Raw genomic sequence first — 20902 nt, forward strand, 5'->3', positions numbered from 1 at the left:
CCGCTATCTGTCCATGTGGTTGAGGGAAAAAATAAGCGTTCCCCGTCAGTCAGGGTATCTCATTTTTTAGTGCAGCTGATGAAAAAATGGAACTCAAGCATCAAATGATCCCATCCAGCACGACTGACTACTATACGACTACTGGGGAAAACCTTATGCCAGAAAACCTTTGTTCATTTCAGGCAAGTGCATGAAATATTAAGGTAAAATGGCTCCGACGGTAGGGATCGAACCTACGACCAATTGATTAACAGTCAACTGCTCTACCGCTGAGCTACGTCGGAACGGTCTGCATCGTATAGCGGCGGTTTTTTCGGGCGTCTAGAGGGATTTGGTGTGATTTACGAAAAAAATTTATACGGTCAAAGTTGGGCGAATTTAGTGCTTTCGTGGAGTGGGCCATCGTGGCTCACTAGGCCACGTCCCTGCAGGTCTATCAGGTGGGCCAATACATTGCGGATCGCTGCGCCAAGTAGGGCAGGGGGTGTCTCGGTATAGATTTTCGACGCAAGAGTAGAGGCGTCCGCAGGACCTGCCACCAAATGCTCCAAAATCGATGTCTCTCGCGAAAGCCTGTGGGCAATGAGCCAGTTGAGCCGTGCAACTGGATCATCAACTTGTGGGCCATGGCCGGGATAGAAGACCCGCCAATCGCTTGATTGTAATCGGGTGCAGGACAGCATGAAATCGGTGAGGTCTCCATCTGGTGGGGACACCAGAGAAGATGCCCAGCCCATGACGTGATCGGCGGTAAAGCAGGCGTCTTTCCAGCCGAGGCTGATGTGGTTGCCGATGTGCCCTGGTGTGTGGATCACGTCTAGTTTCCAACCGTCTCCTGAGATTGTGCTGCTATCTGGCAACAACTCATCAGGGCGAAAATGTGTGTCCACGCCTTCGCCACCCCCAACAATACCTGATGCGGCAAGCTGTTGCATAACAGTCGATCGGCCTGCGTGTGCATCGCCGAACGCAAGAATAGGGGCACTTGTGTGTTTGGATAACGCCGAAGATAGGGGAGAGTGATCAAGGTGGGTGTGGGTCACGATGATGTGGCTAACGTGTTGGTCAGGGCCAACAGCCTCAAGGATCGCCGCAAGATGGGCGCTGCTGTCTGGTCCGGGGTCAATCACAGCTAAGCCTCGTTCGCCCAAAAGGTAAGTGTTGGTGCCACGATAAGTCATTGGCGAAGGGTTGGGGGCAACGATACGGCGCAATCCAGGTTCAAGGACTTCGGCGATGCCGACGGGTGGATCGAAGTCATCAGGAGCTTGCATCGTTTGACCTTTCGCTTGGAGCGTTGACGTATTAGGTTTTATGCATGTCATGGAACCTCCTTAAACACTATATGCCTCGCGGGATTTACGGACGGGCCGCATTGATTTTGCTGCTTCCGGTGGTCTTTTTGCAATTGGTCGTAACCGTTATTTTTGCCCAGCGTCATTTCGAAGGTGTGACCCATCAAATGACGGATACTGTCCTGCGGGAACTGGCTTTGGTGATGCAGGTCGTGAATGATGCCCCATCAGGCACCCTTGGGGGGCAGGCCGTTCAGGAACAGCTGGCTCCGTTGAGAATAACCGCGTTGGTGGCTGAAATGGCCGAACCCCAAAACCAACGCGCTTGGTATGACTATTCCGGTTCGGTGCTGACAGAGCGGCTGGCGAACCGACTTGAAGGGTTTGTTGCGGTTGATCTGGTCGATGGTGGCGTGGTCACGGTTTTCGTGAATGGCGCTCATGGTTTGATGAGGATTGAATTTAACAGACGCCGGATTTCAGCAGCCAACCCTCACCAGATGTTTGTTTATACAATCGCCTTTGGTGTTCTGATGACGCTTATTGCAATCATCTACCTGCGCAATCAATTACGTCCAATCAAACGCTTGGCACGCGCAGCGGAAGCTTTTGGGCGGGGCCGCCATGTACCCTATGCGCCTTCAGGAGCAATTGAATTACGTGCGGCAGGCAGCGCCTTTGTGGACATGCGTCACCGGATTGAACGTCACATTGAGCAACGTACATTAATGTTATCGGGTGTCAGTCACGACTTGCGCACACCTTTGACGCGATTGCGGCTGGGGCTTGCGATGTTGGATGAAGATGACGCCGAGCCATTGCTGCGAGATGTCGCTGACATGCAGGGAATGCTGGATGAATTTCTAGACTTTGCCAAAGGCGCTGCCGAGGGTGAGCCTGAGCCCGTTGATCCAATTGCGATGATCAAAGACATCGTGGAAGGCGCGCAAAGGGCAGGGCGCGATGTAACGCTCATGGTGCGTGACGGAGAGGGTCAAGGCACAGTGCAATTGCGAGAGGTCGCAATGCGGCGCGCAGTTGATAATCTGGTCTCAAATGGCGTTCGGTACGGTGCGCGGGCCGAAGTCTCCGTCATGCTGAGTGAGAAGACTTTGCGTATCCGCGTTGAGGATGACGGCCCCGGCATTCCCGAAGACCAACGGGAACAAGCGACACGTCCGTTCACACGGCTTGATCCCGCGCGCAATCAGGATAAGGGCGGGGGCGTGGGCCTTGGCCTTGCGATAGCCGTGGACGTCGCGCGAAGCCACGGAGGCGTTCTTCGCTTAGGCCGATCTGAGCGTCTGGGCGGTTTGCGGGCTGATATCGTCATTGCGCGTTAATCAGCCGACGGACTTGATACACGCATAGGTAGGGTGCATTGTGATATAAATTATATCAAAAGAGGTACTCGCGCATGGATCCTTATAAAATGATAACGTCCCATCAGGGGCTGGCAGTTCCCTATGCAACATTCACTGGTGTAGAACTAATCGATGTCACGGATGGCGTAGCAACCGCACGGATGGAACAACGCCGCAAGACCGAAAACAATGTTCAGGGCCAACATGCAGGTGCTATGTTCACGTTAGGTGAGGCCGCTGCTGGTGCGGCCGTTGCAGGGGCCTTAGCACCTGTAATCTTGAAAATGCGCCCGGTGGCAGAAATGGCCGAGATTACGTATCGAAAGTTTGCTCAAGGGACATTAACCGCAACTGCAAGCATGTCGCGAGACAGTGCAGAGCTGATGGCCGAGATCGAGGCGCGGGGTGAAACCGCGTTTGACGTGAACATCGACATTCGCGATGCATCGGGCGAAACCGTTGTTGAGATGAAAGTGAACTGGTGCGTTAGCCCAACGCGCAACTAGCGCGTCAATGCTGCGTGATTGAATTAGCTCTTTTGGTGCTCAAATCTCGGAGAGTTCATCGATTTTTGATGCCAATTTCATGAGGTCAGCGGCGTAAAAGCCAGCAGCATTGATGCAATTTGTTTCGAGCATCTTCAATCCTTCCGCAGTGCGGCAGATGTCTAGAACATAGGCTGGTGAATAGTCAGGATTTATATCTACTAAATGCTGAGCGAAGGCCAAAGCGTCGTCGTCAATCTCGTGCCGGTAGACGACACGAAATCCTTCTTTGTATAATGAGTACGTGACAATTTTTCCGCCAACAGCCCAAAGTCGCCATTCTTTTAGGATGCGTACAGGTTTAGTCAGCATTAACTGGGTGTCGTGACGAAGGGATCCATTGGGTATTTCAGCTTTATCAAGAGATAGCACCTTTTCGGCTAACTTTATGATTTCTAACGCCGAGTTCACACCACCTGCCACTTCTTTGCTGTCGTCGACAGGTCGAAAGAACCAGTCTTGTCCATCGTCGGTCAAATTATTCGGTATGTCGCTCAGGGAAACAAAAAACGCATCTGAACCATTTAGCAGGAAGGGATGCCACGCTGTTTCGTGAATAAAAGGTCTTAACTTGAACACGCCGGGATTCAGCTTTTTGTCCCGTGCGTATCTCCACAAGACATATGATCCAAACATCACAATAGCGTCTGGGTCATTCACAACGGGTTCAGGAATTAAATCACCTACAAAAGGCACAACTTTGTGCCAAGTATACGATATTTTGAGGCGGTCGAGCGCCTCGGCAAGCTTGTGAGTGTCTTCGAATTCTTGGAGCAACCACTGCATTGGCCTTGAACCTTTCAATTCTCAAATAAATATATGATTAAGCAGAGGTTTCTCAATCTCAATAGCAGACATTCGCGTGGCGGATTGAAATTTGCCCTCTGGGATATTTGCGGCCAACCGCAATGCGTCAGTACTAAAGGAGGATTTCCATGTCGAAAACTGGGAAAGGTCTTGTGATTTTTCAATACGCCAATACGTCATCCTGGTTCCCAGTGCAGAACCAAGCTGTTAGCGGAAGGATTGGTAGGCCCGGTAGGACTCGAACCTACGACCAAAGCGTTATGAGCGCTCTGCTCTAACCAACTGAGCTACAGGCCCGCCGCTGCTGCTGGTATTGTGCAATTCGGCTTTCGTCAAGGGTTTGCGTTGCGACTTTGGGCGGAATGATTTAGGTCGCGTGCAACAGAATTTTCGCAGCCAGAGGCTTTTTAGAATGACCGAGCAACAAAACGGGATCACATACGCAGACGCAGGTGTGGATATTGATGCAGGCAATGCACTGGTTGAACGCATTAAACCTGCGGCAAAGCGTACCTCACGTTCGGGTGTGATGTCGGGGCTAGGTGGCTTTGGCGCATTGTTTGACCTTAAGGCCGCTGGGTACAACGATCCGGTTCTTGTGGCGGCCACAGATGGTGTCGGCACCAAGTTGCGGATCGCGATCGATACAGGCAACGTGGATGGTGTTGGAATCGATCTGGTAGCCATGTGTGTGAACGACCTAGTGTGTCAGGGCGCAGAGCCACTTTTCTTCCTTGATTACTTTGCTACTGGTAAACTGGAGCTGGATACAGCGACGCGTATTATTGAAGGCATCGCAAAGGGCTGTGAATTGTCCGGCTGCGCATTGATCGGTGGTGAGACCGCCGAGATGCCTGGTATGTACCCCGAAGGCGACTTTGACCTTGCGGGCTTTAGTGTTGGCGCGATGGAACGTGGTGGCACGTTGCCGCGCGATGTAGCGGCGGGGGATGTATTGCTGGGCCTTGCCAGCGACGGCGTTCACTCCAACGGTTACAGCCTTGTGCGCGTGATTGTAGAACACTCTGGCCTGCAGTGGGATGATCCATGCCCATGGGATGCTGGAACATTGGGTGAGGCATTGCTGACCCCAACACGTCTTTACGTAAAGCCAGCACTTGCTGCAGCCCGTGAGGGTTTAGTGAATGCGCTGGCCCACATCACCGGCGGTGGTCTCACGGAGAACCTGCCGCGTGTCCTGCCCGAAGGGCTGGGTGCCAAGATTGATCTGAATGCATGGGAGCTGCCGCCGGTATTCCGTTGGTTAACAGCGCATGGCGGGATGGATGAAACTGAACTACTCAAGACGTATAATTCGGGCGTTGGCATGATCGTTGTTGTGCCTGCGGACAAAGCCGAAGCCGCAACCAAGTTGCTGAGCGACATGGGCGAGACAGTGTTTGCAATGGGTACTGTTGTTGAGGACGCGGGCGTCGCCTACGGGGGCAACCTCGTCTGATGGTGCGTGTTGCTGTGTTCATTTCGGGTGGTGGCTCCAATATGGTGAAGCTGCTGGATGATATGGCGCGCGATGGCCACAAGGGAACGCCATGTGTTGTTCTGGCCAATAATGCAGATGCAGGGGGTTTGGCGCGTGCTGCAGAGCGCGGCGTGCCAACCGTTGTCGTTGATCACCGTCCTTTCAAAGGCGACCGCCCCGCATTTGAAGCCGCAATAACCGCCGCACTAAAACCATACGCACCTGACCTGATATGCCTTGCCGGCTTCATGCGCATTCTGACGGGCGGCTTTATGGATCAATGGGCAGGGCGGATGATTAATATCCACCCCTCATTACTGCCCAAATATAAAGGGCTGCACACGCACGCCCGCGCAATTGAAGCAGGCGATACACTGCACGGCTGTACCGTTCATGAAGTCACGGCCTCATTGGATGATGGACCTATTTTAGGGCAGGCCAACGTTGACGTAACACCTGATGACACACCCGAAAGCCTTGCCGGTAAGGTGCTTGTACAGGAACATCGTTTGTATCCTGCAGTGCTGCGCCAGTTTGTGACGGGTGATCGCACGCCATTGATTTTACAATGTTGACTGGCCAAACGGCTGTTCATTCTGTACCGCTAAGGGAAGCCTGAGGAATTTAGCTATATGCGCACGATTACCACCACCGCCGAACTAGCAGAATATTGCCTAGAGGCAGCCAAACATCCCTTTGTCACAGTAGATACTGAGTTCCTGCGGGAGCGGACATATTATTCCAAACTGTGCTTGGTTCAACTGGCCATGCCAGGCACGGACGACAGCGGCGCAGTATTGGTTGATCCACTGATCGAGGATATGTCGATGGAACCGCTATACGAGCTGTTCCGCGATACATCGGTTGTAAAAGTATTCCATGCTGCGCGTCAGGATTTGGAAATTTTCTTTGTGGATGCTCAGGTGTTTCCAGAACCTTTGTTTGATACCCAAGTTGCAGCCATGGTGTGCGGCTTTGGCGAACAGGTCGGCTATGAGACATTGGTGCGCAAGATCGCAAAGGAAGGCGTGGACAAGACTTCCCGCTTTACTGATTGGTCACGTCGCCCGCTGACAGATGCCCAAAAGACCTATGCGTTGGCAGACGTCACGCACTTGCGTCAGGTGTATGAATTCCTTGCGGCAAAACTCGAAGAATCGGGCCGTCACAAGTGGGTCGAAGAAGAGCTTGAAGTTCTGACCAACCCCAATACGTACATCACAGCACCACGCGATGCATGGAAGCGGGTGAAGACACGGACCAACTCAACACGTTTCTTGGGAATTGTGCGTGAGCTGGCTGCCTTCCGTGAAACCTATGCTCAAGAACGCAACATCCCGCGTAATCGCGTTTATAAAGATGATGCAATGGTTGAGCTTGCCTCAAACAAACCAAAGAACCACGAAGAATTGGGCCGTGCGCGGCTGCTGCTGCGCGACGCCCGCAAAGGCGATATTGCTGACGGCATTCTAAAAGCAGTGGTTGCGGGGCTTGCCTGTCCTAACGATGATCTGCCCAAACCCGACCGCACCCGTGAAAAGCTACAGGTAAACCCTGCGTTGGCCGATCTGTTGCGTGTGTTGCTAAAGGCCAAAACAGAAAGCTCGGGGGTTGCGGCCAAGCTGATTGCAACTGCGGCTGATCTGGATGCAATAGCGGGAGGTGTCCGCGACGTGCAAGCGATGAGCGGCTGGCGGCTTGAGGTGTTCGGGAACGATGCTGTGGCGCTGTGTGAAGGTAAGATCGCCCTGACAGCAGTTGGCAATAACGTGAAGGCCGTGCAGGTTTAAGTCCCTGCAGGCTTTTTCATTTCACTAGATTTACAAGTCAGTGGTTGCGCAGAGCCTAGCGGCGCGCAACCCGTGCGTTGCGCACACCCTCAACTCGGATTGTGCTTACACCGCGTAGATCCTGGTCGGTTACTTTGCGCGCTACGGTGACTTCGCGTGTGGCACTTGCCCCAACTGCTGTATTGGCGTCAGGTTCGATACCTTCCAGACGATACGAAAGCACGCCGTCCACTGGGGTTTCATCTTCAACGACAGGTGTGAGGCGGACTGAATAGAGGCCCTGGCGATCTGCACGACCCGTTACCCGGATAATTGCGCCTCCGGCCACTCGTTCGATCGTTAGATCAACGATTTCATCAATGGGCTCGCCGAGATAGATCGCTGCATCCGCTCTGCTTTTTGCAAACAGTCCAGATTTCTTCGGAATAAGGAGGTTAACTGGTTTTTCGTCGACAACCTCGATTGGTTCAGATGTGCTCCGGTCAAACCAGTTTGTCGGGTTCAACGCGCTATTGCGGACAATGCCACATGCACCCAAAGAGACTGATGCAATTAAAAGAACCGTAAGGGAAATTCGCATAGGACCTGCCGTGAAATACTCTCGTTGTATAATCACTTAACCCATCCCTGCACGGTTGGGAAGAGGTTGGGCTGGACGTTTAGCCAATCAACGCCTACCTCATGCATCAACAGTGATCATAGGAGCGTCCGATGGCGACCGCAGCATTTGAAGAGCTTGTCGAAGATTTCGAATTTCTTGAAGATTGGGAAGACCGTTACCGGCATGTAATTGATCAAGGGAAATCAATGGATGCATTAGCCGAAGTGCTGTGTGTGCCTGCCACTAAGGTAGATGGCTGCGCCAGTCAGGTGTGGCTGCATGCCGAGATGCAAGACGGTAAGCTGCATTTTGACGGGGCATCTGATGCGATGATTGTGTCGGGCCTAATTGCCGTTTTGCGCACGCTTTATAATGGGCTAACGCCGAGCGAAGTGATGGCCGTGGATGCACGCGCTGAAATGGGACGTTTGGGGTTAAATGATCACCTGTCAGCGCAACGCTCAAACGGTCTTACGGCCATGATTGAACGTGTCCGCGAAACCGCCGCCCGCGAGGTGTAATTTGGCGTGCTGACGTGCTCAGATTTTGGCGAGCGCGTGCTCAAGGTCGCCGTATCCGGTAAAGCGATGTTCAAACGCTAGTCCTAATCGCTCAGCACAAGCCTGGGCCTTTAGGACAAGTGCGGGGTTATCGGTCTGGGCTTGATAGACCAGCTTCTCGTAGTTACCGAAATACATGTCTCGTAATTGAGGATGTCTGTCTAACCCCATGGGTTTTATGATAAACGCATCAAATTGGCGAACAAGAAAATCGGTGAGATAGAAGGTTGTGATCTCATCTTCGGATATCTCTGCAAAACGATCATTACCCTCAAAAAAGCTATAACAATGCGGCCCCGCTATCATGTGCACATCTAGCTCAGCGCAGGCTGCTTGTAGCAAACCACCCGTGCCACAATCGGCGTAAGCGACAAAAATATCATCATAGGAATCGCGGTGCTTGGCGACGCTATCGCGCACGGCATCGGTTATCTTGTCTGGATAGAGGTGATAATTGGCGGGCAAGCAGGTCAGGTCGAGATGGGTCCAGCCATTTGCCGCCTTGAGATCTAGAATTTCGCGGGCCAATGCACCACATGCGATGATCAAAATACGCCCGTTGGCCTGCGGCGGCAGGCCTTCGGAAGTTAGGGTTTCGTCACTCGGAAGTGCCAAGGCGAACCGCCGTTCCATACGCCACGATTTCGGATGATCCTTTGGCGATTGAGGAAGTTTGCATACGCATTCCGACAATTGCATTTGCGCCTTTGGCGGTTGCATCCGCTATCATCCGGTCTATCGCTTGTTCACGTGCGCCCGCCAAAAGGGAAGAATACCCTGTCAGCTCACCACCAACCAGTTGTTTGAGGCTTGCAACGATATCCGTGCCGATGTGTTTTGCCCTGACAGTTGCACCGCGCACAAGGCCCAGTGTTTCAATGATTTTATGTTCGGACACGGTGTCCGTTGTGACAATCAACATCAGTTTTCCATTTCATCGTAGTGGTCTTCGGTTTTGTTTCCTGCACGTTCAGCAATTACGCGAAAAACTACGTACCCGACCAGAGAGGCGGGGATTAACGCAAGCCATCCAAAAGGAACACTGAATGCAGTCAATAGAACCACGCCTAGCCATACAGTGACAGCGGCTGAGATAAGGACGCAAGCAATGATTAGAACTAAGCGGTCAAGTGGCATCTATAAGTCTCCTGTTGGAAACAACATAGTTATATTACCGTTCCGAATAAAGGGGCTCCGCCTCAAATAAGGAGGAGCCTCTTTGTTTTTAAAGGCTTACGCGCTCAAGCTGTTGTGCTTGCGGCCAACCCATTCTTTTGCTGTTTCAACCGCTACTGCGGCGTCACGGCAATAGGCGTCTGCGCCGATGGCTTTGCCGAACTCTTCATTCAGCGGTGCGCCACCTACCAACACGATGTAATCATCGCGAATGCCTTGTTCGATCATCGTGTCGATCACGACCTTCATGTAGGGCATTGTGGTGGTCAGCAGGGCAGACATGCCCAGAATGTCGGGGCCTTCATTTTCCAGCGCCTCAAGGTATGCTTCAACCGGGTTGTTGATGCCCAGATCGACCACTTCAAAACCAGCACCTTCCATCATCATCGAAACAAGGTTTTTGCCGATGTCATGAATGTCACCTTTGACTGTTCCAATGACCATTTTGCCCACGCGCGGCGCGCCTGTTTCTGCAAGCAACGGCTTGAGAATAAACATGCCGCCCTTCATGGCGTTTGCAGCCAGCAACACTTCGGGCACAAACAAAATGCCATCGCGGAAGTCCGCACCAACGATGGTCATGCCACCAACCAGTGCTTTGGTCAGCACATCGTAGGGGATCCAACCGCGTGCGATTAGGATGTTGACGGATTCTTCGATCTCTTCTTTGAGACCATCATAAAGATCGTCGAACATTTGTTGGACAAGTTCTTCATCATTGAGTTCGGACAGGATGATTTCGTCTTCGTCAGACATTAGGATTCCCTTTTCTTGGCGGGCTGGTTGACCGTTGTTTTTCTCATGTTTGTCAAACTGCGGCGAAATTACTAAAGCATTTGCGACAACAAACGCATTAGCCGCGACGCGGTGACGCAGTTTGTGTCAGATTTTTCATAATCAAAGGATAATCGAACAAACTGTTTAGCTACGTCTGCGGCCACGGCGGGGTGCGCGTGTGGGGCCTGCACCGTCTGTACCGTCACTGTCAGATGAAAACGCGCCAAGTGCGGCAGCGATTTCTTCCAGCTCGGGCGCAGCACCTTTGGCCGTTGTATCAAGCGCTTCGCGCATTTTTTCTAAGTGGTTGGGCATGGTGCCACAGCAACCGCCAACAATCTGTGCACCACAATTGCGCGCCATAACCGCGTAGGTGGCCATCAGTTCGGGTGTGCCATCATAATGGATGTGGCCATCGTGATATTTTGGGATGCCTGCATTGCCTTTGGCGACGATGGGCAGTGATCCACCCTTCGCGGCAAAGCCGAGCACAGTGCGCAGCAGGTCAGATGCCCCGGTGCCGCAATTGGCACCGTATGCAAGCGGCGTGTTTTCGATTTCTTCTACCATGTCGACCATTCCCGGAGAGGTAAGGCCCATCATCGTGCGTCCGGCCGTGTCAAAGCTCATGGTGCCGACCCACGGTAGACCTGCCAATGCAAACCCTTCGGCTGCGGCGCGGTATTCTTCGGGGGCGGAAATGGTTTCAAGCCAGCCAATGTCTGCACCGCCAGCCTTCAGGCCGTCAGCGGTTTCGTGAAACATCTCAACAGCGGACGCATGCGATAGGGTGCCCACGGGTTCCATGATTTCGCCTGTTGGTCCAACGGATCCCGCAACAATCACCTTTCGACCAGCAGTATCGGCTACTTCACGGCCAAGTTCAGCAGCAACACGGCTTAACTCATGGGCGCGGTTTTGAGCGTTGTGCAATTTTAAACGGGAGGCGTTTGCACCAAAGCTGTTGGTCAAAAACAGATCAGATCCCGCATTCACTGCGCCGCGATAAAGCGTCAGGATTTTTTCGGGTTCATCAGTGTTCCACATCTCGGGTGCATCACCTGACATCAAACCCATGTTGAACAGGTTGGTGCCTGTCGCACCATCGGCCAACAGCACACCTTTTTCGGCTAGCATCTGTGTAAACAGGTTCGACATTGGGACAGCACTCCATTCGCTATTACGTTGGCTTTTGTCACGCGCCTGAATTTGTAGCAATATTCATAATGTTCATCTTGATTATGAACAAACCCGCGAATTATGCGGCGAACTCATCTCTGCTCGTACCGTGCTTGCAGCAGAGTGAACTGTACACTAAGAGGGGCACAACAGGGCAGCGGGACTCCCCCGCGCCCGGCAACGACAGGGGACGCCCATGGCCCGCCGCAAGAAAATCTACGAAGGCAAAGCTAAGATTATCTATGAAGGCCCAGAGCCGGGAACAATCGTTCAATACTTCAAAGATGACGCCACTGCATTCAATGCAGAAAAGAAAGACGTCATTGATGGCAAAGGTGTTCTAAACAACCGTTTGTCCGAGTATTTTATGACGGGTTTGAACCAGATTGGTGTGCCAACACACTTTATCAAAAGCCTCAACATGCGTGAGCAGCTTTGCCGTCAGGTCGAGATTGTTCCGTTGGAAGTAATCGTGCGCAACTACGCTGCTGGCACAATGTCTACGCGTTTGGGCATTGAAGAGGGCACACAGCTGCCGCGCCCAATTGTCGAATATTGCTACAAAGACGATTCTCTTGGTGATCCGCTGGTCAGCGAAGAACATATCGCGGCCTTCGGTTGGGCCAGCCAGCAAGACATGGAAGACATCCTAAGCCTCGCGTTACGGGTGAACGATTTCATGTCCGGTATTATGTTTGGTGTCGGTATTAAACTGGTCGATTTCAAGATCGAAATCGGTCGCGTGTTTGAAGGTGACTTCCAGCGTTTGATTGTTGCAGATGAAATTTCGCCTGACAGCTGCCGCTTGTGGGATATGGAGACAGGTCAAAAGCTGGACAAGGATGTGTTCCGCCGCGATTTAGGTTCTCTTACGGATGCCTACACCGAAGTGGCGCGGCGTTTGGGCGTTATTCCAACACCATCCACGCCCATCACTAAGCCAACATTGATCAACTAAAGACTAAAATCAGGGGGACGCGCCATGAAAGCACGGGTGCATGTAATGTTAAAGAACGGTGTTCTGGATCCGCAAGGCGCGGCCGTGCGCCACGCTTTGGGTGCGATGGGCTTTGATGGCGTAGAAGGTGTTCGCCAAGGCAAAGTGATCGAGCTGGATCTAGCGGATGGGTCTACCCAAGCGGACGTCGAAAAGATGTGCGAAAAGCTGCTCGCGAATACAGTAATCGAGAGCTACACGGTGGAGATGTCCTAATGCGCGCAGCTGTTGTCGTATTTCCCGGCTCAAACTGTGACCGCGATCTTGCGGTTGCATTTGAGCAGGCGGGCGCCGAAGTCACCATGGTGTGGCACAAAGAGAGCGAACTGCCGCAAGGCGTTGATATCGTAGGTATCCCTGGTGGATTTTCCTATGGTGATTATCTGCGGTGTGGTGCGATTGCAGCCAATTCGCCCATTTGTAAATCCGTTGCAGCCCACGCTGGGCGCGGTGGGTACGTCATGGGCATCTGCAATGGTTTTCAGGTGCTCACGGAAACGGGTCTGTTGCCAGGCGCTTTGCTGCGCAACGCAGGATTAAAATACATCTGCAAAACCGTTGGTCTGAAGGTCGAGACATCGGCGTCCGATTTCACAACCGTTTATAACGCGGGCGACGTCGTAGATATTCCCATCGCACACCATGATGGTAACTATTTTGCGGATGCAGAAACAATTGCAGCCCTCAAAGGCGAAGACCGCATTGCGTTCACCTATACGGAAAATCCGAATGGCGCGCAGGCTGATATCGCAGGTATTTTGTCTGACAACCGCCGTGTACTTGGAATGATGCCGCACCCAGAACGTGCAGCGGACACCGGACATGGTGGCACAGACGGGACGGCGCTGTTCCGCGCATTGGCTGGGGCTTTGACCACAGCCTGACTTGAGGCCGCGCCGTACTCTGGTAGTGTGCGTTATGGAAGATGACCGCAGTTCGATAGATTCACGATGGCAGCCTGCCGCAATCAGTTGGCGGGTTCGCATCGCTTTAGCGGTCATGTTGGTTTTTGCGGTTGTGATCATTTCGGTCACTAACCGTTTGCTAACAGACCGTTTCACCGAAACCACACGCAACCGCGCGGAACTGCGTATCGCGCTCTATGGCGGTAATCTTTTGGCTGAACTGCGCCAAAATGCAATTGTACCGCAGTTGTTGGGCCGTGACCCGACGTTGATTGCAGCTTTGGAAAGCGCGGATTATTCGCTTTCGACCCAGCGCCTTATTTCTTTTGTCCAAGAAATCGGCGCCGCATCTTTGATGTTGTTGGATACGGATGGGCGTACGGTTGCAGCGACAGATCGTAATCGCATTGGATCAGCCCACCGCTCGGAGGCTTATTTCGTAGACGCGATCCGCTCGAATGCGACAATCTTTAGTGTCATCCAACGTGACACTGGCGATTACGGCTTTTTCTATTCCAGACGTATTCAAAATGGCGGCACGACGGTTGGTGTGATCGCTGTTGAGGTGGATCTTAAGAAATTTGAACGGGCGTGGGCAGGTATTTCTGACGCTGTCATCGTGACGAACAGCAATGGTGCGATCCTGCTTGCGACTGAATCGCGTTGGCGGGGCAGAACCGAAGATGAAGCGCTGACCAACGAAACACCGCAAGGCGCAATTGAACGCGCAATCCAAGCAACCGCTGACTGGACCGCTTTGCCACCCGATGCCTACCTAAAAGGTGAGGCCGTGATGCGGCTGGAGGCACGGGTGAATTTCCGCGGCTGGCGGATGATCAGCTACACCACCTATGCCTCTGTGCGCGAACGGGTTAATGGCGTCTTAGCGCTTGAGGTTATGGCATTTGCGATTCTTTTGGCACTGGCTTTTTATTTTCTCAGCCGCAAAACTGCGGGACGTGCAGCGATTTTCCAGCGCGAGTCGGCAGAGCTTCGCGCATTAAACGCCGCACTACAGCGGGAAATCGCTGAGCGAAAGCGGGTTCAAGAGACGCTTGCAGTGGCTGAACAGACGCTTGAACAATCCAGTAAATTGGCCGCCTTGGGCGAGATGTCTGCGGCGGTAAGCCACGAATTGAACCAACCGCTGGCGGCGATGAAAACCTACCTAGCGGGTGCGCGGCTTTTGCTGCGCCGCAACCGCCCCGAAGAAGCGCTGAGTTCTTTTGGCCGTATTGATGATTTGATTGAACGAATGGGGGCAATCACCCGACAGCTGAAATCCTATGCCCGTAAGGGCCAAGAGGCCCTTTCACCGGTGAATATGGCTGATGCTTTGGCGTCTTCCCTTAGCATGATGGAACCGCAGTTGCGCCAACGCCAAGTACAGATCTCGCGCATCCTACCAGAAGACTCGGTTTATACACTGGGTGACCGGATGCGGATCGAACAAGTTTTGGTCAATCTCTTGCGCAACGCATTGGACGCTACCAAGTCGGAAAGACATCCGTTGGTAGAGATCATTTTAAGCGCGGGAGAGACCGCAACTTTGACGGTGCGCGACAATGGTCCGGGCATTGAAGACTTGGACGCGCTCTTTGAGCCGTTTTATACAACCAAACAGCCCGGTGATGGTGTTGGCCTTGGTCTAGCCATTTCATCGGGGATCGTGAACGATCTGGGCGGGCGTCTAACGGCGCGTAACGGCCAGGGTGGTGGCGCGGTATTCGAAATGCAATTGCCGATCCTTGAGGGCGGCACAAAAGAAACACAGGCGGCGGAGTAAAATATGGCACAGGCGATGAAGATTGCGATTGTCGATGACGAGCAGGATATGCGTCAGTCGATCAGCCAATGGCTGGCTCTTTCTGGGTATGACACCGAAACATTCTCCTGCGCGGAAGACGCGCTGAAGGTGCTGGGGCCAGAATATCCGGGGATTGTGATCTCGGATATTAAAATGCCTGGCATGGACGGAATGCAGTTCCTGAAAAAATTGATGGGCAGCGATAGTGCATTGCCCGTGATCATGATCACAGGTCACGGCGATGTTCCGATGGCTGTTGAGGCCATGCGTGTTGGCGCCTTCGACTTTCTGGAAAAACCTTTCAACCCTGACCGGATGAGCGAGCTGGCCAAAAAGGCAACTGCATCGCGGCGTCTGGTGATGGACAACCGTTTGCTGCGCCGCGAGCTGAGCGATGGTGGCCAGCTGATGAAAAAGCTGATTGGCCAAAGCCCCGTGATGGACCGCTTGCGCGAGGATATCCTTGATTTGGGGCAGGCGGATGGTCACGTCCTGATTGATGGCGAAACAGGAACTGGCAAAACGCTGGTGGCCCATGCGCTGCATGCTGTTGGGTCGCGGGCGGGCAAAAAGTTTGTACTGGTCAGCGCATCTGCATTTGAAGAAGAAACGCTGAGCAAGCGCTTGTTTGGCCCAATGCAGCCTGAAGATGCCCAACTGCCTGCCATTGAAGAAGCGCGCGGCGGCACGCTTGTGCTTGAAGATGTTGAAGCACTGAGTGAAACACTGCAAGCACGGCTGTTGTCGGTGATCAACGAGCAGGGCACACCTGCCGAAACACGCATTGTTGCGATCTCTAACCTACAAGAAGCAGGCCGCACGTCTGAAGATGTACTGCGCTCTGATCTGTTCTACCGCTTGGCGGCGTTGCGGATCACGGTGCCACCATTGCGCCAGCGCGGCGAAGATATCCTGACGTTGTTCACACGCCTCAGCGAACAATTTGCGGATGAATATGGCTGTGTAGCGCCCCAAGTCTCTGCGCAAGAAGCCGCGCAACTGCTACAAGCTCCTTGGCCAGGCAATGTGCGTCAACTGATCAACGTAGCAGAGCGCGCAGTGCTACAGTCGCGCCGTGGGTCGGGTACAATTGCCTCGTTGTTGATGTCTGATCATGACGAAATGCAACCCGTGATGACAACCGAAGGCAAGCCGCTCAAGGAATATGTTGAAGCGTTTGAACGGATGTTGATCGATAACACGATGCGCCGGCACAAGGGCTCAATTGCCAGTGTGATGGATGAGCTGTGTCTGCCGCGCCGGACGTTGAATGAAAAGATGGCAAAATACCAGCTTCAACGCTCGGACTATTTGTAAGGCTTTAAATGCTTTGAGAAACGAAAAAGGGGCGCATCAGATGCGCCCCCTTTGAATTCCGAATGATCGTCGCTGGGGTTAACCGCCCAGTTTGTACATTTGGGTTGGTGTGCCTTCGTCATCAGTGCGGCACATCCAGCGTTCTTGATTGGCCGGAACGTCGATGATGTACTGATTGATTTCAACAACAGGCAAGGTCGTGTTGAGCTGTGCAGTTGCATCACCAGTTTGCTCTTTTACAGAAACGACACACTTACGGTTTGCACGCGCATCGCGGCGAACGTCAGGATCGGCATCAAATTCGGCCGGATCACAGGCCGCAAGGGCCATTGTTGCCATACATAGAATAAGGGCAGGGCGCGTAAAGCTTCGCATATTGTCTCCTAGAGTGATGCAATAGGTGCGACTGCACCCGAATTGTTGCCTCTAACAGTAAAGCCTATTCACAACTTCGGCAACACGACTCCTCGTCGTTTTATAGGGGCAATTTTATATGAGAATTCACCTTATCAGTGAGTTTTGAATCGTTTGAGTGTGATTGCCCATTGTGTTTGCTGTCTGCCTAGACTTATCTAGGGAGTGGAGCCGCCGCGATAAAACGCAACATGGTGGCCCATATTGAGTTTCGCTGTTGTCGTTTGCAAATTGCTAATGTGCAACAGACCGATCGTGCCGGAAACGGCAAAGAGACGCTGCTGGAAGTTGATGGCTTATTGCTTGATATTACACAGTTATTAATGGATGTGAGGCGCGCTCTGTATATCAGATGACACGCCCGTATCGGAGAAGAACCGCGATGACGCGCGCAAATACTGAGAACAGTTCTGGAAGTGGCCTACAGGGCCGCCCAGCTGTGCCGTCATACATCGCCCTGACAAGACACTTGGCGCACCGCGCAGCCCCCCAAGGGAGGTTGGCGCGGTCACGCCCGTGCAAAAGAGTAAAATGCCTAAGAAAATGCTTATCGATGCCACCCACGCGGAAGAAACCCGCGTTGTTGTGGTGGATGGAAACAAAGTCGAAGAATTCGATTTCGAATCCGAAAACAGACGCCAGCTTGCTGGTAATATTTATCTCGCCAAGGTAACCCGCGTCGAGCCGTCTTTGCAGGCGGCCTTTGTGGATTATGGTGGCAACCGCCACGGTTTCCTTGCGTTCTCGGAAATCCATCCTGATTACTATCAGATCCCTGTAGCAGACCGTGAGGCGCTGCTTGCAGAGGAGCGCGCCTATGCAGAAGCGCAGGCAGCCAAGGATGAAGAAGAACCAAAGCCAAAACGCCGCTCGCGGTCCCGTTCGCGCAAGCCTAAAGCTGAGGAAGCTGTAAGCGAAGACGCAAAAATCTCGACCGAGATTGAGGGTATGGAAACCGTTGATCTGGATGAAGATGAAGTAACGGTATCCGAGGACGAAGCGTCTTCGCCAATGGAACGTGTTAAAGAAACGCCCGTTGAAACGACGAACGACGAAGACGAAAGTGCTGAGGCTGAACAAGATGATTCAGCCGATGTTGAAGATTCTGATGAGGCTTCGGAAGAGTCAGACGACGACGATGGTAAAGCAGCAGACGCCACATCAAAAGATGACAGCATCGAGTCGGTTGCCGATGAAGATGACAGCGAAGACATTCGCCCTGTGCGCAAACCACGCCCGCGTCGTTATAAGATTCAAGAAGTTGTCAAAGTACGCCAGATCCTTTTGGTTCAGGTTGTTAAAGAAGAACGCGGTAACAAAGGCGCGGCACTTACGACTTATCTGTCTCTGGCAGGTCGTTACTGTGTGTTGATGCCAAACACTGCACGCGGTGGCGGGATTTCACGTAAAATCACCAACGTTGTGGACCGCAAGAAACTTAAAGAGATTGCGCAAGAGATCGAAGTGCCACAAGGTGCAGGCCTGATCGTGCGCACCGCAGGTGCCAAACGCACCAAAGCGGAGATCAAACGTGACTATGAATACCTGCAACGGATGTGGGAACAAATCCGCGAGCTGACGCTTAAATCCATCGCCCCTGCGAAGATTTACGAAGAAGGCGATCTGATCAAACGGTCGATTCGCGATTTGTACAACCGCGACATCGACGAAGTCTTTGTTGAAGGTGAGCGCGGCTACCGCATCGCTAAAGACTTTATGAAGATGATCATGCCGTCACACGCCAAAAACGTGAAGCGGTATACAGAAAATCTGCCACTGTTTGCGCGCTATCAGGTTGAGGCCTACCTTGCTGGTATGTTCAACCCGACAGTTCAACTGCCATCTGGCGGATATATTGTGATTGACGCAACCGAAGCTTTGGTTGCTGTGGATGTGAACTCGGGTCGTGCAACCAAAGAAGGCTCAATCGAGCAAACCGCCCTCAAAACCAACCTTGAGGCCGCTGCCGAGGTAGCACGCCAGTTACGCTTGCGTGACCTTGCGGGCCTGATTGTCATCGACTTTATCGACATGGACGAGCGTAAAAACAACGCCGCCGTCGAGAAGATGATGAAAGACAAGCTCAAGACGGATCGCGCACGTATTCAGGTTGGCCGCATTTCCGGCTTTGGCCTAATGGAAATGTCGCGCCAGCGTCTGCGTCCGGGTATGATTGAGGCCACAACACAGCCTTGTTCAGTTTGCCACGGTACGGGCCTCATTCGTTCGGATGACAATCTTGCACTGTCGATCTTACGTACCATCGAAGAAGAAGGCACACGCCGCCGTTCACGTGAGGTGCTGGTCAAAGCGCCTGTTGGCATCGCCAACTTCTTGATGAACCAAAAGCGTGAGCACATCGCCAATATTGAGGTCCGTTACGGACTGAGTGTGCGGATCGAAGGGGACCCCCATTTGATTAGTCCTGATTTCTCTATGGAGAAATTCAAGACAGCGACACGTGTTGTACAGCAGTCCTCACATGTTGTTTCTGTTGATACATCTTTGATGGATCAAATCGATCAAGCGGACGCTGCAGCAGCCGAAGCGGCGGAAGCCGCAGAGAAGGCCGAAGAAACACAGCAAAGCCCAGAAACACAGCAGAGCCAAACAACGTCGCCTGAACAAGAACATGTTGAGGGCGAAGACAAGCCCAAGCGCAAGCGCCGTCGGCGTCGTCGCAGCCGTGGTGGTCGTTCAACGTCGGACGAGACACAGGCGGACGAAAACCAAAGCGGTGAAGATGGCGAAGACAGCTCCGTTGCAACAGAGAGCAGCGAAGAGACAAAACCTGCTGAGGATGTTGTCGCGGCCGAACCCGATGCTATTCCTTCAGAGGTAGCCCCCAAGCCAAAGCCGCGCAGCCGTTCGCGTAGCCGCAAGCCAAAGGCAGAAGCTGTAGTTCCAAATGATGACGCGTCAGCGGCGGATGTTCCGGCACCCAGCGACGCGGCTGAGGTCGTCAAGGAAGAGACCGCGAAGGCAGAAGACGCGCCTGTAGCTGAAGAAAAGCCAAAGCCAAAGCGGACACGTGCGCCGCGCAAGCCAAAAGCTGCACCTGTGGCCAAAGCTGATGCTTCCGAACCAGCAGCAGAACCTGCGGCGGCTGTTGCTGATGCATCCGCTGATCCGGTAGCCAAAGCTGCACCAAAGCCACGTGCGCCTCGTAAGCCGCGTACACCCTCGAAAACAGCGGCAGCCAAAGCGGCAGCTGCAAAACTAGAGGCTGCTTCGGAGGCTGTGCCAGCTGTTGAAAAAGCAGCTGTAGCCGCACCGACGCCAGTGGCTGAACCGACGCCAATCGTTGAAACAGCACCAAAAGTTGAGGCCGCAGCAGTTGAAGCGGCCCCAAAAGTTGAGGTGGCGCCAGTTGTCGAGCCGGTAGCTGTTGAGGCACCGCAGGTTGTTGAAGTGACACCTGCTTCTGAACCAGTGGCAGAGCCAGCACCAATAGCGGCACCTGTTGAGGAAACAGCCAAGCCGCGCCGCAAGGGCTGGTGGTCCTTGGGACGGTAAGCTTTCTAAAATGAAAAACTTAAAAGGCAGGTCTTCGGGCCTGCCTTTTTTTGTCAGCGTAGTTTAGGTATTTTTTTCAATTAGATAGATCTGAACATCACCGTCTTGGGTGCTTTCTACCAGCCTATGACCAGCTTGCGCGCAAAAATGCGGCACGTCGATCACGGCGGCTGGATCATCCGCGCGCATGCGCAACTGATCTCCCGCGGTTAAGGCATTCAAACGTTTGCGTGCTTTGAGCACCGGCAGGGGGCACAACAGCCCCGTCGCATCAAGATCATGTATCATACAAACGGATGTAGGCCGCATGTTACAGTCTGTCCACAGCCTTGTGACATCGTGACAGGTGACGGCGTGCTGTGCAGCGTATAG

The 20902-nt window shown here is 53.0% G+C and carries 22 protein-coding genes and 2 tRNA genes; 12 read left to right on the plus strand and 12 right to left on the minus strand.

The genetic code is table 11. From position 1 onward, the window contains the following. Positions 1 to 209 precede the first annotated feature (209 nt). A tRNA-Asn gene (locus V7775_RS12105) sits at positions 210 to 284 on the minus strand. 78 nt (positions 285 to 362) lie between these two features. After that, on the minus strand, positions 363 to 1274 hold the full coding sequence (locus V7775_RS12110) for an MBL fold metallo-hydrolase (RefSeq protein ID WP_335752157.1): 912 nt from the start codon (positions 1272 to 1274) through the stop codon (positions 363 to 365). Between the two features lie 44 nt (positions 1275 to 1318). Here V7775_RS12110 and V7775_RS12115 point away from each other — a divergent pair, with 44 nt between their 5' ends. Then, positions 1319 to 2638, plus strand: a complete 1320-nt coding sequence (locus V7775_RS12115) for an ATP-binding protein (protein ID WP_335752158.1) — start codon at positions 1319 to 1321, stop codon at positions 2636 to 2638. A gap of 74 nt (positions 2639 to 2712) precedes the next feature. Continuing rightward, positions 2713 to 3165 (plus strand): DUF4442 domain-containing protein, encoded by a 453-nt coding sequence (locus tag V7775_RS12120; protein ID WP_335752159.1) that lies wholly within the window; start codon positions 2713 to 2715, stop codon positions 3163 to 3165. A 39-nt stretch (positions 3166 to 3204) separates the two neighbouring features. On the opposite strand, the gene V7775_RS12125 is transcribed toward V7775_RS12120, so the two are convergent. Next, positions 3205 to 3990: an ATP-grasp domain-containing protein gene (locus tag V7775_RS12125; protein ID WP_335752160.1), complete on the minus strand. Its 786-nt coding sequence runs from the start codon at positions 3988 to 3990 to the stop codon at positions 3205 to 3207. Between the two features lie 241 nt (positions 3991 to 4231). Continuing rightward, positions 4232 to 4308: transfer RNA gene (locus tag V7775_RS12130), tRNA-Ile, on the minus strand. A 115-nt stretch (positions 4309 to 4423) separates the two neighbouring features. On the opposite strand from V7775_RS12130, the gene purM reads away from it, so the two are divergent. The 3 genes from purM to rnd are packed head-to-tail and all read left to right on the plus strand — an operon-like array spanning position 4424 to position 7281. Continuing rightward, the gene (gene purM, locus V7775_RS12135; RefSeq protein WP_335752161.1) at positions 4424 to 5470 is read left to right on the plus strand and encodes a phosphoribosylformylglycinamidine cyclo-ligase; all 1047 of its coding nucleotides are present in this window, start codon (positions 4424 to 4426) and stop codon (positions 5468 to 5470) included. Then, positions 5470 to 6066, plus strand: a complete 597-nt coding sequence (purN, locus tag V7775_RS12140; RefSeq protein WP_335752162.1) for a phosphoribosylglycinamide formyltransferase — start codon at positions 5470 to 5472, stop codon at positions 6064 to 6066. The genes purM and purN overlap by 1 nt, the downstream gene beginning before the upstream one ends. A 57-nt stretch (positions 6067 to 6123) precedes the next feature. Continuing rightward, the gene (gene rnd / locus V7775_RS12145; RefSeq protein ID WP_335752163.1) at positions 6124 to 7281 is read left to right on the plus strand and encodes a ribonuclease D; all 1158 of its coding nucleotides are present in this window, start codon (positions 6124 to 6126) and stop codon (positions 7279 to 7281) included. Between the two features lie 55 nt (positions 7282 to 7336). On the opposite strand, the gene V7775_RS12150 is transcribed toward rnd, so the two are convergent. Continuing rightward, positions 7337 to 7897, minus strand: coding sequence for a hypothetical protein (locus V7775_RS12150; RefSeq protein WP_335752164.1), 561 nt, complete (start codon positions 7895 to 7897; stop codon positions 7337 to 7339). Between the two features lie 95 nt (positions 7898 to 7992). On the opposite strand from V7775_RS12150, the gene V7775_RS12155 reads away from it, so the two are divergent. Then, positions 7993 to 8403: a SufE family protein gene (locus tag V7775_RS12155; RefSeq protein ID WP_335752165.1), complete on the plus strand. Its 411-nt coding sequence runs from the start codon at positions 7993 to 7995 to the stop codon at positions 8401 to 8403. Between the two features lie 18 nt (positions 8404 to 8421). Here V7775_RS12155 and V7775_RS12160 read toward each other — a convergent pair whose 3' ends face one another. The 5 genes from V7775_RS12160 to bmt form a co-directional block, all read right to left on the minus strand. Then, complete coding sequence (locus V7775_RS12160; protein WP_335752166.1) at positions 8422 to 9057, minus strand: DUF1638 domain-containing protein; 636 nt, start codon at positions 9055 to 9057, stop codon at positions 8422 to 8424. Beyond that, the gene (locus V7775_RS12165; protein ID WP_335752167.1) at positions 9041 to 9364 is read right to left on the minus strand and encodes a YbjQ family protein; all 324 of its coding nucleotides are present in this window, start codon (positions 9362 to 9364) and stop codon (positions 9041 to 9043) included. Before V7775_RS12165 ends, V7775_RS12160 begins: the two co-directional genes overlap by 17 nt. Next, a complete protein-coding gene (locus V7775_RS12170; RefSeq protein WP_335752168.1) occupies positions 9364 to 9579 on the minus strand; it encodes a hypothetical protein in 216 nt (71 codons plus the stop codon). Before V7775_RS12170 ends, V7775_RS12165 begins: the two co-directional genes overlap by 1 nt. A gap of 96 nt (positions 9580 to 9675) precedes the next feature. Further along, entirely contained in the window at positions 9676 to 10374 is a 699-nt protein-coding gene (locus tag V7775_RS12175) for a corrinoid protein (RefSeq protein ID WP_335752169.1), read from the minus strand. Between the two features lie 165 nt (positions 10375 to 10539). Continuing rightward, a complete protein-coding gene (bmt, locus tag V7775_RS12180; RefSeq protein WP_335752170.1) occupies positions 10540 to 11553 on the minus strand; it encodes a betaine--homocysteine S-methyltransferase in 1014 nt (337 codons plus the stop codon). Positions 11554 to 11770: 217 nt separating this feature from the next. On the opposite strand from bmt, the gene purC reads away from it, so the two are divergent. The 5 genes from purC to V7775_RS12205 are packed head-to-tail and all read left to right on the plus strand — an operon-like array spanning position 11771 to position 16600. Beyond that, positions 11771 to 12532, plus strand: coding sequence for a phosphoribosylaminoimidazolesuccinocarboxamide synthase (gene purC / locus V7775_RS12185; RefSeq protein ID WP_335752171.1), 762 nt, complete (start codon positions 11771 to 11773; stop codon positions 12530 to 12532). 24 nt (positions 12533 to 12556) lie between these two features. Further along, complete coding sequence (purS, locus tag V7775_RS12190) at positions 12557 to 12787, plus strand: phosphoribosylformylglycinamidine synthase subunit PurS (protein ID WP_335752172.1); 231 nt, start codon at positions 12557 to 12559, stop codon at positions 12785 to 12787. Further along, entirely contained in the window at positions 12787 to 13455 is a 669-nt protein-coding gene (purQ, locus tag V7775_RS12195; RefSeq protein WP_335752173.1) for a phosphoribosylformylglycinamidine synthase subunit PurQ, read from the plus strand. The genes purS and purQ overlap by 1 nt, the downstream gene beginning before the upstream one ends. A 34-nt stretch (positions 13456 to 13489) precedes the next feature. Next, positions 13490 to 15262, plus strand: a complete 1773-nt coding sequence (locus V7775_RS12200) for an ATP-binding protein (protein WP_335752174.1) — start codon at positions 13490 to 13492, stop codon at positions 15260 to 15262. Between the two features lie 3 nt (positions 15263 to 15265). Continuing rightward, positions 15266 to 16600 carry a sigma-54-dependent transcriptional regulator gene (locus V7775_RS12205; protein ID WP_335752175.1) on the plus strand — a complete coding sequence of 445 codons (1335 nt, stop codon included), beginning with the start codon at positions 15266 to 15268 and terminating at the stop codon, positions 16598 to 16600. 78 nt (positions 16601 to 16678) lie between these two features. Here V7775_RS12205 and V7775_RS12210 read toward each other — a convergent pair whose 3' ends face one another. Then, positions 16679 to 16975, minus strand: coding sequence for a hypothetical protein (locus V7775_RS12210; protein ID WP_335752176.1), 297 nt, complete (start codon positions 16973 to 16975; stop codon positions 16679 to 16681). A 570-nt stretch (positions 16976 to 17545) separates the two neighbouring features. On the opposite strand from V7775_RS12210, the gene V7775_RS12215 reads away from it, so the two are divergent. Beyond that, complete coding sequence (locus V7775_RS12215) at positions 17546 to 20530, plus strand: Rne/Rng family ribonuclease (RefSeq protein WP_335752177.1); 2985 nt, start codon at positions 17546 to 17548, stop codon at positions 20528 to 20530. Positions 20531 to 20593: 63 nt separating this feature from the next. On the opposite strand, the gene V7775_RS12220 is transcribed toward V7775_RS12215, so the two are convergent. After that, a complete protein-coding gene (locus V7775_RS12220) occupies positions 20594 to 20839 on the minus strand; it encodes a sulfurtransferase TusA family protein (protein WP_335752178.1) in 246 nt (81 codons plus the stop codon). Between the last annotated feature and the right edge of the window lie 63 nt (positions 20840 to 20902).

This window comes from Sulfitobacter sp., assembly GCF_036960155.1.
Classification (GTDB): domain Bacteria; phylum Pseudomonadota; class Alphaproteobacteria; order Rhodobacterales; family Rhodobacteraceae; genus Sulfitobacter.